This window comes from Streptomyces sp. NPDC057743 (genome assembly GCF_042798755.1).
Lineage (GTDB): Bacteria > Actinomycetota > Actinomycetes > Streptomycetales > Streptomycetaceae > Streptomyces.
This window is the reverse complement of record NZ_JBHVJX010000014.1, coordinates 127,710-140,675: the sequence shown is the minus strand read 5'-3', so window position 1 is coordinate 140,675 and position 12,966 is coordinate 127,710. Positions and strand designations below refer to the sequence as shown.

Below are 12,966 nucleotides of genomic sequence, written 5' to 3'. Positions count from 1 at the left end.
AACTGAACATCCAACGGCCCGGATTCACTCGTCCCCCACCCATACGAGTGATTCTGGGCCGTTGTGGCTGCCGAGCCACAAATGACCGGGGACCCGATTCCTTACCGTGCTGGTGACCGATACCCTCCGTGTTCGTTCCCCCGGCCGGCGGAACGACCAGCGAACCAGCGAGAGGTGTGCAGATGGTGGCCCCGCCTGACAACGACGTTCTCTGGGCCCGCGGCCTGCACCACATGCACGGCTCCACCGCCGCCCTGACCGGCGTCTCGCTCGGCGTGCACGAGGGCGAGATCCTCGCCGTCACCGGCCCTCGCGGCAGCGGCAAGACCACACTCCTGAAATGCCTTTCCGGCCAACTCGTCCCGACCGAGGGCGAGATCTGGTTCAACGGCGCCCCCGTACACACCCTCTCCTCCCCCAGCCGCGAACGGCTGCGTCTCGACCGGTTCGGCTGGATCGACACCAAGCCCCACCTCGTCCCCGAACTCACCTGCTGGGAGAACGCCGCCCTCCCCCTCCTGCTACGCGGCACGCGTCACCGCGAGGCCAAACACACCGCCATCGAATGGCTGGAACGCCTCGACGTCGGCATGTGCGCCCGCCACCGCCCCGCCCGGCTCGACCAGACCCAGCGCCAACGCGTCGCCATCGCCCGTGCGTTGGCCGCCGCCCCGCAGCTGCTCTTCGCGGACGAACCGACCGCCCCGCTGCACAGCGCCGACGGCACCCAAGTGCTGCGCACCCTGACCACCGCGGCCCGCTCGCACCACATCACCGTGGTCCTGGCGACCTACGATCCCCAGGTCGCCGCGCTCGCCGACCGGACCCTCACCCTCTTCGACGGCCGCCGCTCCGGCGCCGTCCCCGAGGCCACCGGCGCCCCCGATGAGGAAAGCAGGGCAGCGTGCTCGCTCTCCGTCTAGCCCGTGGCACTCACCCCCTCGTCCTGCTGCGCCGACTCTTCGTCGCCGCCGCGGCGGCCGGCACCGGCTTCCTGGTGCTGGGCGCCCTCGGTCACGCCGCCGCCCACCCCGACGCGGCCGGCGACTCCCTGGCCCGACTCCTGTGGTGCGCCGTCCCGCTCGCGGCCACCACACAACTCGCGGTGTCCGTGGCCCGCACCGACCCCGCCGCCCGCCTCCAACGGGGCATGACCGCCGCCGGTCTGGGCCCGCTGCGTCTCACCCTGCTTGCCGCGACCTCGACCGCACTCTCCTGCCTCCTCGGCATCCTCCTCTCCCTCGCCGCCTTCCTGTCCCTCCGCAGCAACCTCGGCGGCATCAGCGCCGGTGCTGGCGCCGGCTCCCCGTCCGTCGACGCCGGCCTGCTCGGCGCCGGCCACCCCGTGCCGCTGGTCGGCGCCCTCATGCTGCTGTCCGTGATCCCACTGACCGCCGCCACGGCCACCGCCTTCTCTCTCCGCCCCCGCACCGAACCGGGCGCCCTCGACCTCGCGCTCCCCGCCGCCACCGCAGCCCCCTCCGGTCTCCCCTGGGGCGTCGCCCTGACCGCCGCCGGCCTGGCCATCGAGGCATACACCAGCCCCGCCGCCGGCACCCCCGGCGGGCTGTTGCCCCTCCCCGGCCGACTGTTCGTCAGCCCGCCGGGCGTGCTGATCGGTTGGGCCCTCGCCGCCTTCGGCCTGGTGCTGGCCGGCCCTGGCCTGGTGTACCTCTCCGGACAGCTGCTGTGCGCGGGCCGCCCCGGCGCGCTGCGGCTGCTCTCCGGTCGCGTACTCCAAGAGGAGTCCCACCGCCTGGGCCGCCCGATCGGCGTCCTCTGCGCGGTCGCCTCCGCCGGCTATGCCGCCACCGCGGTGTACGAAGCCGCCCCTTCCCGTCCGCTCGGCCCCTTCACCGCCGTCGGCGCGACGGTCATCCTCGCCTGCGTCAGCGCCAGCGCGCTCACCGCCGCCTGGGAATCCCGGACCGCCCGCGCCCACACCACGGCGGCCCTGCGCCGGCTCGGCGCCTCCGCCTCCGTCTTCCACCGCGCGACGGCCCTGCGCACGCTGGCCCTGCTCCTCGTCCTCGGCCCCCTGACATGGACCGTCGCCGAAATGGCCACCCTCCCGCTGGTGCGCTGAGCCGGGAGCGCGGCCCGATACGGCGAGGTGGTGGGCCTCGGCGGTGGCTGAGGCGGAGGCGGTGCGCGCGAAGCGGGCAGAGCGGGGACCGGGCTTGGTCCCGTTCTCGGCCACAGCCCCGGTCTCGATCTCGGCTCCGGTCTCGATCTCGGTCTATTGGGTTCTGGGGAGTTGGGCGATGTTGACGGGGTGCGATTTGACGCATGGAGTGCCGACCATGTGGTTCGACGCTTGAGTGCCTGCGGGATGGGCGGGGATGCGAACTGAGCCGCTGTCATGGGGACCAAGGTGATGCGTGCTGACGCGGTGGGCGCGGATGCGACGGGCGCCGAGGGATCGCGTTGCAACGTGGTGGTGTCGGGTTCGTTGGATTCGGATGCGTCGGCATCCGGTAGAGGGGGCTGTCGCGCGTTGAGCAATGCCGCATTGAGCCTTGGGGTGTTGGGCTCGGGCGCGCTTGGGTTTGGGTTTGGGTTTGGCTCATTGGCCTCCGGAACGTTGAGCGTAGATGGCTTGGCCGCTGGCACATGGGGTGTGCCGAGGGCGGTCAGCTGCGAGTTCGTTGAGCTCGGAGTTGCCAGCCCCCGGGGTTCGCGGCGGCGCTCCTTGGCCGGCGAGGCGTTGCAGGCTAGTGCCGAGGGGTGGGGTGTCGAAGCCGGGGCGAGCTGAAGTCCCTTGCGGCATAGGGGCGTTCTTCTGTCGCTCCGCGCTTCTGAGGCAGTGCAGGTTCTCGGCGGTGGCACGTTGTGACGGGGGCGGGTCGGGGCTCGGCGGGTTCGATCATTGGAATTGAGCCCGTTGACTGGCTCGCTCTGGTCGATCGGCTCCTTGATGTAGTTGCTGTGGTGGTCATGGTCGCGGTCGTTGCAGCAGGGGATCTGACACGGTCGTGACCGAGCCCGGCTCGTCTGACGACCGTCGGTGTGGGCAGCGTCCGGTGCCGAGCAGGCGCCCAGGTCCGGGGTCGTTGGGGGAGCACCGGATCGCGGCGGGACCATGCGGCCGCGCGGGGCAGGGCCGCTGTCAGGCGGCGACGAGGCAGGCGTCAGCGGGCGAGCGCAGTGACCTCGACCTCTATTCGCCACTCCGGTTGGGCCAGCGACGACACTTCGAGCAGGGTGTCCGCAGGGTAGGGCTCGGAGAGGAACTCCTCGCGCAGCGCGATGACATGGCGGAGCTCAGCCGCCATGTTCGTGACGAAGATACCGACCTTCACCACATCGGCGAGCGAGGAACCGGCCTCGACGAGGACCCGCTCGACGTTCGCGAACGCCTGCCGCCCCTGGGCCAGGAAGTCATCCGAGACCGTCCGCCCCTGCTCGTCAATTCCCGCCTGCCCGGACACATGGATCAGCCCGCCGGCCTTGATGGCCTGCGAAATCTTGTACGGCTCGTACCAGTCCGGCGTGGTGGAGACGCGCTGGATTCCTCGCGCACTTCCCGCATCTACAACTCCGGTCGACGACATGACAGTCCCCTTAGATTCTCCATGTGCATACATCTCTTGCATGCACATACATAAGTTTCAGGTGCATGTACGCTGCTGTCAAGGGCCAGTGGAAAACGCCTCGAAAGATGCCGGGAAGGAACGTCGGAGATGGCGGACGACGGAAGAAAGCGGAAGAGGATGGATGCGGAGCACTGGGACCGGTTCGGGGCGCTGCACACCCGCGTCGAGCAGGAACTGGCGAAGGCCCTGCAACAGCACCACCAGCTCGGGCTGTCCGAGTACCGTGCGCTGGCCCGCCTGGTGGAGTCGGAGGACGGCGAGTTGCGGATGCAGGAGCTCGCCGATCTGATCGGCCTCAATCAGAGTTCGGTGAGCCGACTGGCCTCGCGGCTGGAATCGTCCGGCCTGACCCGCCGGGACTTGTGCCCCGACGACCGGCGCGGCGTCTACAGCGTGATCACCGATGAGGGCCGGGAGGTACAGAGCAAGGCGCGCCCGACGTATGACAGCGCGCTGAGCGCCGCCCTCGACTCCGCGGCCGAAGACGGCCTGCTCGGGCCCCTGGTGAAGTCCCTGCGGCCCTAACATGGTGGACGTGCAGCCCCATGCAGAGCACCCGGCCCACCTCGGTCCCTGCCAACGCCGCCAAGAGATCGGTTCACTCGCGGAGTTCGACCAGGCTGCCGCATCCGGCAGCCTCGCCGGATACCGCCTCCGGTCCCTCGATCTGACGACCCGTACGTTCGCGCTGCTGGCCACGGACACCACGGATTCCGTCTTCCTCGGCTGCGAGATGGAACCGGACGCCGCCGCGAAGGTGCGCGCCAGCGGCGCCTTGATCTTCCCACCCGTGCCGGGCCTGCCGTTCGATCCCTATCACCGCACCCTCTACGCACCGGGCGACCTCTTCTCGGGCCTGCTCGAAGCCGGCTACGACGCCACTCCTGATGCGCGTACGTATCGCTGGTTCCAGGAGACCAAGGCGGCCGGCGAGGTGGTCGCCAGCATGCTGCGGAGCATCCACGACGACGCCATCTCGGACGCCTTGGACGACCATCTCGCCGGTGCACGCGTGGTGGGCATCCTGGGCGGGCACGCCGTGGCACGTGGTTCCGACGCCTACGTGGGTGCGGCCAGGCTCGGGCGCCGCCTCAGCCGCGACGGCCTGACCGTCGCTACCGGTGGTGGCCCCGGCGCGATGGAAGCGGCGAACCTCGGGGCGTACACCGCTCCCCACGACGACGCAGCGCTGGACGAGGCACTGGAACTCCTCTCCAAAACACCGCACTTCAGGCCCTCGGTCACGGATTGGGCGCGCACCGCCGTCGAAGTGCTCCGGAGCCGACCCAACGGTGGCCCCTCGGTCGCCATGCCCACCTGGTTCTACGGGCACGAGCCACCGAACGCCTTCGCAACCCATATCGCGAAGTACTTCGTCAACGCGCTGCGCGAGGAGGGCCTGTTGGCCCGGGCGAACGCCGGCGTGGTGTTCCTGCCGGGTGCGGCCGGCACCGTGCAAGAGGTCTTCGACGCCGCAACCTTGAACTACTACCGGCCGCACGGTGAGCCGACGCCCATGGTGCTGGTGAACCGTCGCCATTGGACCGAGGCGCTGCCGGCTTGGCCGTTGCTCCGGACGCTGGCCACCGGCCACCCGATGGCCGCCAAGATCGCTCTGGTCGATTCCGTGGACGACGCCCCGGCGGCATTGGCCCGCCTCGCCGCTGAGGGCAAAGACGCCGACGGCAGGTCGTGAACTCACTCGTCGGAGGTGATCTCTTCGTCGACGTGCTCTTGACGGGCGTGCGGAAGAGCGGCAGGGCGAGGGAGGGCCGCAGACGGGACGGCTCGTCGTCGTGGACGTCATCGCTCTCCAGAGAGCTCATGCACGGACCGACGACCGCGTACGGCCTGGCCCACCCCATGCGCCGGGACCAACCGGAGGTCCGACTCGTCGGCCCCTCCACCATTGCGATCCCCACCCCACTCCGCGTGACCGCACAGCCGACGGAAGAACTTTTTGCCCGTCGAGGCAACTCACCTCCCGAAATGCGCGTCTGCCAGGCCAGGTAATGAACAGGTAATGCAGCGCGCGAACGGAGCTCTCGGTGATCATCGGCCTTCTGACGGCCACGGCGGCATCCGCCTGCTACGGCACGGGTTCGGTCCTGCAGGCGGTGGGCTCGCGCAAGTCCGCTCGTCAGGAGGCGGCGAAGGCATCCAGCAGCGCCCTTACCCAGCACGGCGGTCCGAGTCTTTCTTCGACCGCCAAGGCGGCCGTGACCTGGGAATTCATGCTCGGCACCGTGCTGGACTTCATAGGTTTCGGGCTGGGCGCGCTCGCGGCGCGGATGCTGCCGCTGTTCCTTTCGCAGACCGTGATCAGCGCGAACCTGGTGATCACGGCCGTGCTGAGCATCAAGCTTCTGAACATCCGACTCACCCGTCCCGAGTGGGCCTCCATCGCCGTGGTCTGCTCGGCGCTGGTGCTGCTGGCCACCGCCGCCGGACCGGAGGGCAGTGGTCATACGCCGATCAGCACCCACTGGTGGCTGCTGATCGCCTCGATCGTGATCATCGGGGGCGGAACCCTGCTCGTACGGATGCTTGGCGGGCGAGCTGCGATCCTCGCGGGTCTGCTGTCCGGCCTGGGCTTCGGCGCGCTCGGCGTCGGCGTGCGCGTGTTGAACGGTGTGGATCCGTTCCATCTGCCGTCCCTTCTCGGCGATCCTGCGTTCTACGCGATCCTGGTCGCGGGCATCGGCGGGATGTACCTCCACACCGTCGCCCTGCAGATCGGTTCGGTGAACGGCGCCACGGCGGCGCTGGTGGTGGGCGAGACCGTCGTGCCCGGAATCCTCGGGGTGCTGTGGCTGGGGGACTCCTCCCGTCCGGGCTTCGCGTGGATGGCGATCCTCGGATTTGTGGTCGCGGTGGCCGGAGCCGTGGCGGTTGCCTGGTTCGGCGAACCGGAGTTGGCCCCAGAGTCGGATACCGAGCGAGCAACGGGTCCGGAGCACGAGCCGGGTGACGCGGAGATGCCCGGGAAGGAACGGGGACGCCTCGCAGGCCAGGCATCCGGCTCGGCTGGATCAGGCGGGTAGGACGGGTTCGCAGGGGCGGCGAGCTGGGGCTCGCCTGCGGAGGGCACGCATCGCGCGGGGCTTTGAGGCCAAAACCGTCGCTGCCATACGGACCCGCGCCCGCGGGGCCGCGGTCATCCGCCATCGTGCATTCGTCAACGGTCCCCCACCGAACACCGCGTGCGGCAGCCCGAAGAACCCGTGCCTCCCCACACGCGCCCCACACCCACGCCTCAAGGCGTCTACGCCCGCGGCGTCCGTCGCCCGGGCCTCGCTGCGCACTCGCGACGCCCACCGGTTCGTCAGGCGACATCAAGTTCATTGATTTTCCGGTCAGTTGCTTCTTCATGACGCTCCCTTCCTTGCCTTGATCACGAGGCTATGGAAGGCCGGATCATGGAGCGTCAAACGAGCAACCGAACTTCGACGTCAACCCGTGGCATGACATCGTCGCCATGGATCAAACCGTGCGGCGACGCCGGCACCACCGCGAGCCGAAAAGATAGCGGCATGAGCACTTCTCTCCGGCAGCGGTTACGCGCATGGATCGCGTTGCCCCTCTATCCCTGGCTCTCCGGCGGGGCCCTCACGGCGTTAGCGGCCGTGGAACTCGTCGTGGTGCCGCGACACTCGGCGGTGATCGCGTTCTGCGTGCTGCTGTCTGCGGCGGCGCTGTCATGGCGTCGTGCGCACCCGGCCTCGGCAGCCGTTTCGGCCGTCGCGGTCCTGGTGAGCTTCGCGGTCGGATCGGACCTCTCTTTTGCGGCGGCCGTCAGCGGCCTGCTGGCGTGCTACACCCTCGGTCGTCACCGAGTCGCACACCCGGCGCTGGTCGTCGGCGGCGGTTCGGCGCTGTCCCTGGCGGTGAATGCCTGGCACATCGTCTCCTGGCACCCGCGGTCGCACTCCGTCGACCTGTTCGCCGAGTGGTTCGTGCTGACCCTGGCGACACTGGCCGCGGTGTCGATGGGCGATGCGGTACGCGCGCGCGAAGAGACACGGCGGGAACGGTCGGCCGCGCAGGCCGGGACCCTGGCGATGGAGAAGCGGCAGGCCGCCGAGGCCGAACGGGCGGCGATCGCCCGCGAGTTGCACGATGTGGTGTCGCACTCGGTCTCGGAGATCGCGGTGCAGGCGGAGAGCGCGACGTACACCACGCCGGATCTGTCACCGCAGGCCCACGACCACTTCCAGCAGATCGCGGCGTCCGCCCGCGCGTCGATGGCGGAGCTGCGTCGACTGTCAGGCGTGCTGCGCACGGGCCCCGAGGACCACGCCGGCACGGCACCGCAGCCAACCCTGGACGCACTGGGTGAGCTGATAGCACAACACCGCTCGGTCGGCGGCGAGGTGGAACTGCGGATCAACGGCGACCGGGGCGAACTGCCCACGTCCTGCGAGTTGTCCGCGTACCGCATCGTGCAGGAGGGGCTGACCAATGTGCGCCGGCATGCGCCGGGAGCCCATGCGTGGGTGGAGATCGGTTACCGGCCCGATCGGTTGGCGGTGCGGATCGCCGACGACGGGCCGGGCTCGCCGGGCGTGGTCCACAACGGTCATGGCCTGGCCGGCATGCAGGAGCGGGCGGTGTTGCTCGGTGGGACGTTGACCGCCGGGCCGGGCCCGGACGGTGGCTTTCTCGTAGAGGCGGAACTCCCGTGGTGATCCGAGCAATCGTGGCCGACGACCAGGCCATCGTCCGTACCGGGTTCGTCAACCTCCTGGCCACCCAGGACGACATCGAAGTGGTGGGCGAGGCGGAGGACGGTACCCAGGCGGTCCGGATCGCCGCGGAACGGCGCCCAGATTTAGCGCTGTTGGACATCCGGATGCCGCACAAGAACGGCATCGAGGCCGCGCGGGAGATCACCCAGGCATCGCGTGGTGCCACCAAGGCGTTGATGCTGACGACGTTCGGTCTCGACGAGTACGTCTATGACGCGCTCGCGGCCGGGGCCAGTGGCTTTCTGCTCAAGGACACCACGTTCCCCGAACTCCTGCATGCCGTACGGGTGGTGGCGGAGGGCAATGCGCTGCTGGCGCCCGAACTGACCAAGCGGCTGATCGGGGAGTTCGTCAAGCAGCGGTCGGCGCCGGTTCCGGTGCGCACGGTGCAGGAGCTGACCGACCGTGAGGTGGAGGTGCTCATCCACATCGCCCAGGGGCTGTCCAACACGGAGATCGCCACACGGCTGACGATCACCGATCACACCGTCAAGACCCACATCAACCGGCTCTTCACAAAGATGGGCCTCCGTGACCGCGCCCAGGCGGTGATCCTCGCCTATGAGCTGGGGCTGGTCGTCCCGCAGGGCCGACGCCCCGCCCCTACCCCGCGCGTCTAGCGGCGCACGGCAAGAAAGGAGCGAGCCATGGCACAACTTCGGTACGCGGCACGGCTATTCCGCCGTGGCGTCCAGCACCACCACGTCCTCGGCGGCAAAGGAGATCCCCACCCGCTCTCCCGTCTCCGGCGCCTGGCTCAGTGGGCAGGCCGCTTCCACCTGCGGCGCGCCCGCCGGCTGAAGCAGCAGCGCCACGTGCGTGCCGCGGAACGTGCGGGCCGCGACCAGACAGGGCAGCCCGTCCTCCGGGGAGGTCAGCCGGACGCCGGCCGGGCGCACGAGCAGCCGGCAGGGCCCGTCCGAAGTGCCCTCCGGAACCGGCACTTTGCCCCACGGGGTGACGGCCGACCCGCCCTGCACGGTGGCCTCGACCACGTTGTCGAAGCCGAGGAAGCGGGCGACGAACGCGTTGGCGGGCCGCTGCCAGACGTCCAGAGGGGTACCGCTCTGGGCGATCCGGCCGTCCCGCATCACCACGACCCGGTCAGCGAGCGCGAACGCCTCGCCCTGGTCGTGGGTAACGGCCAGCACGGTCGTCCCCAACTCACGGAAGAGCCGCCGCAGTTCGACGACCAGTCGCTCCCGCAGCCCCCGGTCAAGCTGCCCCAGCGGCTCGTCCAACATCAGCAGCCGCGGGCTCGGTGCGAGCGCGCGAGCCAGCGCGACCCGCTGCTGTTCACCACCGGACAGGGAGGACACGGCCCGGCCCTGTGCCCCCGGCAGGCCGACGAGGTCCAGCAGTTCCGCGACCGTGCGCTCCTGCTCGGCGCGCGAGGAGCGCCGCATCCGCAGCCCGAAGGCCACGTTTCCCGCAACGTCGCGCTGCGGAAAGAGCTGGTGGTCCTGGAACATCAACCCGACACCGCGCCGGTGCGTGGGCACCCCCGTCTGGTCTCGGCCTTCCAGCAACACCGCACCCGCGTCGGTGCGTTGCAGCCCGGCGACCACCCGCAGCAGGGTGGACTTGCCGCTTCCGCTGGGCCCGAGGACGCAGACGGTTTCGTGCGCCGCGACGTCCAGGTCGACCGCGTCGAGCGCGGGGGCCGCACCGGGCGCGCCGAAGCGGACGGTGACGCCGTCCAGCCGCAGCATCTGCGATGTCGTGGTCCCGGTCTGTGCCGTCATCTAGAACTCCCCGGAGTGGTCGATGGCGCTGCCCCCGGTCGAGCCGGTCCGCGGCTGGAGACGGATCCGTTCCAGGGCCAGCAGGGCGCCCGCGCACACCACCATCAACATGGTCGAAAGAGCCATCGCCTGGCCGTAGTTGAACTCCCCGGCCCGGCCCAGCAGTCGCGCCACGGCCACCGGCAGGGTCGGCTGGTCGGGCCGCGCGATGAACACGGTCGCGCCGAACTCGCCGAGCGAGACGGCGAAGGCGAAGCCCGCCGCGATGAGCACGGCTCGTCGCACCATCGGCAGGTCCACCTCGCGCCAGACCCGCCAGGGCGAGGCGCCGAGGACGGCCGCCGCCTCCCGCAGCCGGCCGTCGACCGCCCGCAGGACGGGCAGCATGGTGCGGACCACGAACGGCACGCCCACCAGGGCCTGGGCGAGTGGCACCAGCCACCACGATTCCCGCAGGTCCAGCGGCGGCTTGTCGAGGGTGATCAGGAAGCCGAAGCCGACGGTCACGGCGGAGACGCCGAGCGGCAGCATCAGCAGCCCGTCGAAGCCGCGCAACAGCCGGGTGATCATCGGAGTGCGTCCCGAAGGGCCGGCCGCCGGCCGGGAGCGGGTGAGTGCGGCCGCCGCCAGGCCGCCGATCAGCAGGGCGATCGCGGTGGCCGCGGCGCCGTAGGCGAGGGAGTTCCAGAGGGCGTCGAGGGGGGCGACGGCGAAGGTGCTGTCGGCGGACGCGGCGGAGTGCAACGTCTCGTAGAAGACCAGCCCGTAGCCGTGGGGCCCGGCGAAGGACCGCTCGACGAGCACGGCCAAGGGCAGGACGAGCAGCACGGCGATGACGGCGAGCGTGCTCCAGAGCAGCGCCCACTGGCCGCGGCCCTGCGGCCGGCGGGCGGTGCGGGAGGCATCGACGAGCCGCAGGGTCGATTCGCGACGCCGCACGGTCCAGGCGTGCAGCCCCAACAGGCCCAGTACGGCGGCGAACTGGACGAGGGTCAGCACGGCGGCGGTGGGCAGATCCAGGAAGTCGGCGGTCTGCCGGTAGATCTCCACCTCCAGCGTGGAGAAGGTGGGCCCGCCCAGGATCTGTACGACGCCGAAGGAGGTGAAGGTGAAGAGGAACACCATCAGCGCCGCGGCGGCCACGGCCGGTCTCAGCGCGGGCAGCGTCACCCTCCGCCAGGCCGCGAACCGTCCGGCTCCCAGGACCCGGGCCGCTTCCTCCTGGCGCGGGTCGAGTTGGGCCCAGAGCCCTCCGACGGTGCGGACGACGACCGCGTAGTTGAAGAAGACGTGCGCGAGCAGGATCGCCCACACCGAGGTGTCCAGCCGGACGCCCCACAGGTTGTCCAGCAGTCCGCCCCGGCCGACCAACGCCAGGAAGGCCGAGCCGACGACGACGGTGGGCAGGACGAAGGGCACCGCGACCACCGCCCGCAGCAGTTGTTTGCCGGGGAAGTCGAAGCGGGCGAAGACGTATGCGCTGGGCAGCGCGACCAGCAGCGTCAGCGCCGTCGAGGCGGCCGCCTGCCAGACGGTGAACCACAGCACATGGAGGACGTCCGGGTCGCCCAGCACGGCGGCGAACCGGCCGAACTGCCACTGTCCGCCGTCCTTCAGCCCGCGCCCGACGATCACGGCGACCGGATAGGCGAAGAACAGCGCGAAGAAGGCGAGCGGCAGGGCCATCAGACCGAGCCGCACCGCCGTGCCGCGCGCGGGCCTCCTGGGGCGGGCGGGGGCTACTTCAGAACGAGCGAGGACCACTGCTTGACCCACTGGTCACGGTTCTTGGTGATCGTTGCCGGGGCGAGCGTCGCCGGCTTGTCGATCGCGGTGCCGTAGCGGGTGAACAGTTCCGGCACCTTGGCGTCCTTGCGCGCCGGGTTGACGAACATCTGCAGCGGCATGTCCTCCTGGAACTTCTTCGACAGGAGGAAGTCGAGCAGCGCCTTGCCGCCCTTCTCGTTCTTGGCGCCCTTGAGCAGACCGCCGAATTCGATCTGCCGGAAGCAGGTGCCGGTCGCGACGCCGGTCGGGGCCTCCTTGGGCGCGGGGTTCTTGCCCATCACCTCGGCGGGTGGGCTGGAGGCGTAGGAGACCACCAGTGGCTTGTCGCCCTTGCCCTTGCCGGCTGCGGAACCCGAGAAGCGCTCGTTGTACGCCTGCTCCCAACTGTCCACGACCTCGACGCCGTTGGCCTTGAGCTTCTTCCAGTAGTCCGGCCAGCCGGCCTCGCCGTGGGTGGCGATGGTGCCGAGTTGGAAGGCGAGTCCCGGAGAGGAGGTGGCGGAGTTCTCGGTGACCAGCAGGTTCTTGTACTCCGGCTTGAGCAGGTCGTCGAAGCTCTGTGGCGGCGCCAGCTTGTGCTGGGTGAAGTAGGCGCGGTCGTAGTTGACGCAGGTGTCGCCGTAGTCGAGGGGCGTGACGCGGTGGGCGTCCTTGTCGAGTTGGAGGTCGGCCGGGACGTTCTCCAGGCCCTGGGCCTTGTACGGAGTGAAGAGGCCGGCGTTCAGGCCGCGCGAGAGCAGGGTGTTGTCGATGCCGAAGAAGACGTCGCCCTGCGGGTTGTCCTTGGCCAGGATCGCCTGGTTGACGGCCTTGCCCGCGTCCCCGCCCCTGAGCACCTTGACCTTGTAGCCGGTCTCCTTCTCGAAGGCGGCCAGCACGGATTTGGAGGCGTTGAACGAGTCATGGCTGACGAGCGTGACGGTCTTGGCGTCCGCGCCGCCGCCGGAGCCGCCGCACCCGGCGAGTGCGGTCATGCCGGCCGCCGCGGCGAGCGCTGCCGCGGTGATCCTGCTGGTGGTGCTCACTGAGTTCCTCCTGGCTGGCCAGGAAGAGACGCGGCCCCGCCCGGTGTCCACTGCGCTTTGCGTC

General features: G+C 70.1%; 11 protein-coding genes. 7 read left to right on the top strand and 4 right to left on the bottom strand.

Annotation, left to right across the window (positions count from 1 at the left end):
- Positions 1 to 182: 182 nt before the first annotated feature.
- On the top strand, positions 183 to 923 hold the full coding sequence (locus ACFVFQ_RS18270) for an ABC transporter ATP-binding protein (RefSeq protein ID WP_383416599.1): 741 nt from the start codon (positions 183 to 185) through the stop codon (positions 921 to 923).
- Positions 905 to 2,086: a hypothetical protein gene (locus ACFVFQ_RS18265; protein ID WP_383416596.1), complete on the top strand. Its 1,182-nt coding sequence runs from the start codon at positions 905 to 907 to the stop codon at positions 2,084 to 2,086. Before ACFVFQ_RS18270 ends, ACFVFQ_RS18265 begins: the two co-directional genes overlap by 19 nt.
- A 1,045-nt stretch (positions 2,087 to 3,131) precedes the next feature.
- Here ACFVFQ_RS18265 and ACFVFQ_RS18260 read toward each other — a convergent pair.
- Entirely contained in the window at positions 3,132 to 3,554 is a 423-nt protein-coding gene (locus ACFVFQ_RS18260; protein WP_383416593.1) for a RidA family protein, read from the bottom strand.
- A 159-nt stretch (positions 3,555 to 3,713) separates the two neighbouring features.
- Here ACFVFQ_RS18260 and ACFVFQ_RS18255 point away from each other — a divergent pair, with 159 nt between their 5' ends.
- The 5 genes from ACFVFQ_RS18255 to ACFVFQ_RS18235 all read left to right on the top strand — a co-directional run bounded on the left by ACFVFQ_RS18255 (position 3,714) and on the right by ACFVFQ_RS18235 (position 8,964).
- Positions 3,714 to 4,121, top strand: a complete 408-nt coding sequence (locus ACFVFQ_RS18255; RefSeq protein ID WP_383416590.1) for a MarR family winged helix-turn-helix transcriptional regulator — start codon at positions 3,714 to 3,716, stop codon at positions 4,119 to 4,121.
- A gap of 1 nt (position 4,122) precedes the next feature.
- A complete protein-coding gene (locus ACFVFQ_RS18250; protein ID WP_383416586.1) occupies positions 4,123 to 5,292 on the top strand; it encodes an LOG family protein in 1,170 nt (389 codons plus the stop codon).
- Positions 5,293 to 5,644: 352 nt separating this feature from the next.
- Positions 5,645 to 6,640 carry a hypothetical protein gene (locus tag ACFVFQ_RS18245; RefSeq protein ID WP_383416583.1) on the top strand — a complete coding sequence of 332 codons (996 nt, stop codon included), beginning with the start codon at positions 5,645 to 5,647 and terminating at the stop codon, positions 6,638 to 6,640.
- Between the two features lie 489 nt (positions 6,641 to 7,129).
- Positions 7,130 to 8,284: a sensor histidine kinase gene (locus ACFVFQ_RS18240; protein WP_383416580.1), complete on the top strand. Its 1,155-nt coding sequence runs from the start codon at positions 7,130 to 7,132 to the stop codon at positions 8,282 to 8,284.
- Positions 8,278 to 8,964, top strand: coding sequence for a response regulator (locus ACFVFQ_RS18235; RefSeq protein ID WP_383416577.1), 687 nt, complete (start codon positions 8,278 to 8,280; stop codon positions 8,962 to 8,964). Before ACFVFQ_RS18240 ends, ACFVFQ_RS18235 begins: the two co-directional genes overlap by 7 nt.
- 54 nt (positions 8,965 to 9,018) lie before the next feature.
- Here ACFVFQ_RS18235 and ACFVFQ_RS18230 read toward each other — a convergent pair whose 3' ends face one another.
- From ACFVFQ_RS18230 to ACFVFQ_RS18220, 3 genes are read right to left on the bottom strand one after another with little or no spacing between them, the layout of a single operon-like run.
- Positions 9,019 to 10,089: an ABC transporter ATP-binding protein gene (locus ACFVFQ_RS18230; protein ID WP_383416574.1), complete on the bottom strand. Its 1,071-nt coding sequence runs from the start codon at positions 10,087 to 10,089 to the stop codon at positions 9,019 to 9,021.
- Positions 10,090 to 11,775 carry an ABC transporter permease gene (locus ACFVFQ_RS18225; protein WP_383416571.1) on the bottom strand — a complete coding sequence of 562 codons (1,686 nt, stop codon included), beginning with the start codon at positions 11,773 to 11,775 and terminating at the stop codon, positions 10,090 to 10,092.
- 53 nt (positions 11,776 to 11,828) lie between these two features.
- Entirely contained in the window at positions 11,829 to 12,902 is a 1,074-nt protein-coding gene (locus tag ACFVFQ_RS18220; RefSeq protein ID WP_383416568.1) for a thiamine ABC transporter substrate binding subunit, read from the bottom strand.
- Between the last annotated feature and the right edge of the window lie 64 nt (positions 12,903 to 12,966).

Coding starts and splice junctions, on each gene's coding strand:
- ACFVFQ_RS18270 (WP_383416599.1), top strand. CDS start 183: ATGGTGGCCCCGCCTGACAACGACGTTCTCTGGGCCCGCGGCCTGCAC.
- ACFVFQ_RS18260 (WP_383416593.1), bottom strand. CDS start 3,554: ATGTCGTCGACCGGAGTTGTAGATGCGGGAAGTGCGCGAGGAATCCAG.
- ACFVFQ_RS18255 (WP_383416590.1), top strand. CDS start 3,714: ATGGATGCGGAGCACTGGGACCGGTTCGGGGCGCTGCACACCCGCGTC.
- ACFVFQ_RS18250 (WP_383416586.1), top strand. CDS start 4,123: ATGGTGGACGTGCAGCCCCATGCAGAGCACCCGGCCCACCTCGGTCCC.
- ACFVFQ_RS18240 (WP_383416580.1), top strand. CDS start 7,130: ATGAGCACTTCTCTCCGGCAGCGGTTACGCGCATGGATCGCGTTGCCC.
- ACFVFQ_RS18230 (WP_383416574.1), bottom strand. CDS start 10,089: ATGACGGCACAGACCGGGACCACGACATCGCAGATGCTGCGGCTGGAC.
- ACFVFQ_RS18225 (WP_383416571.1), bottom strand. CDS start 11,775: ATGGCCCTGCCGCTCGCCTTCTTCGCGCTGTTCTTCGCCTATCCGGTC.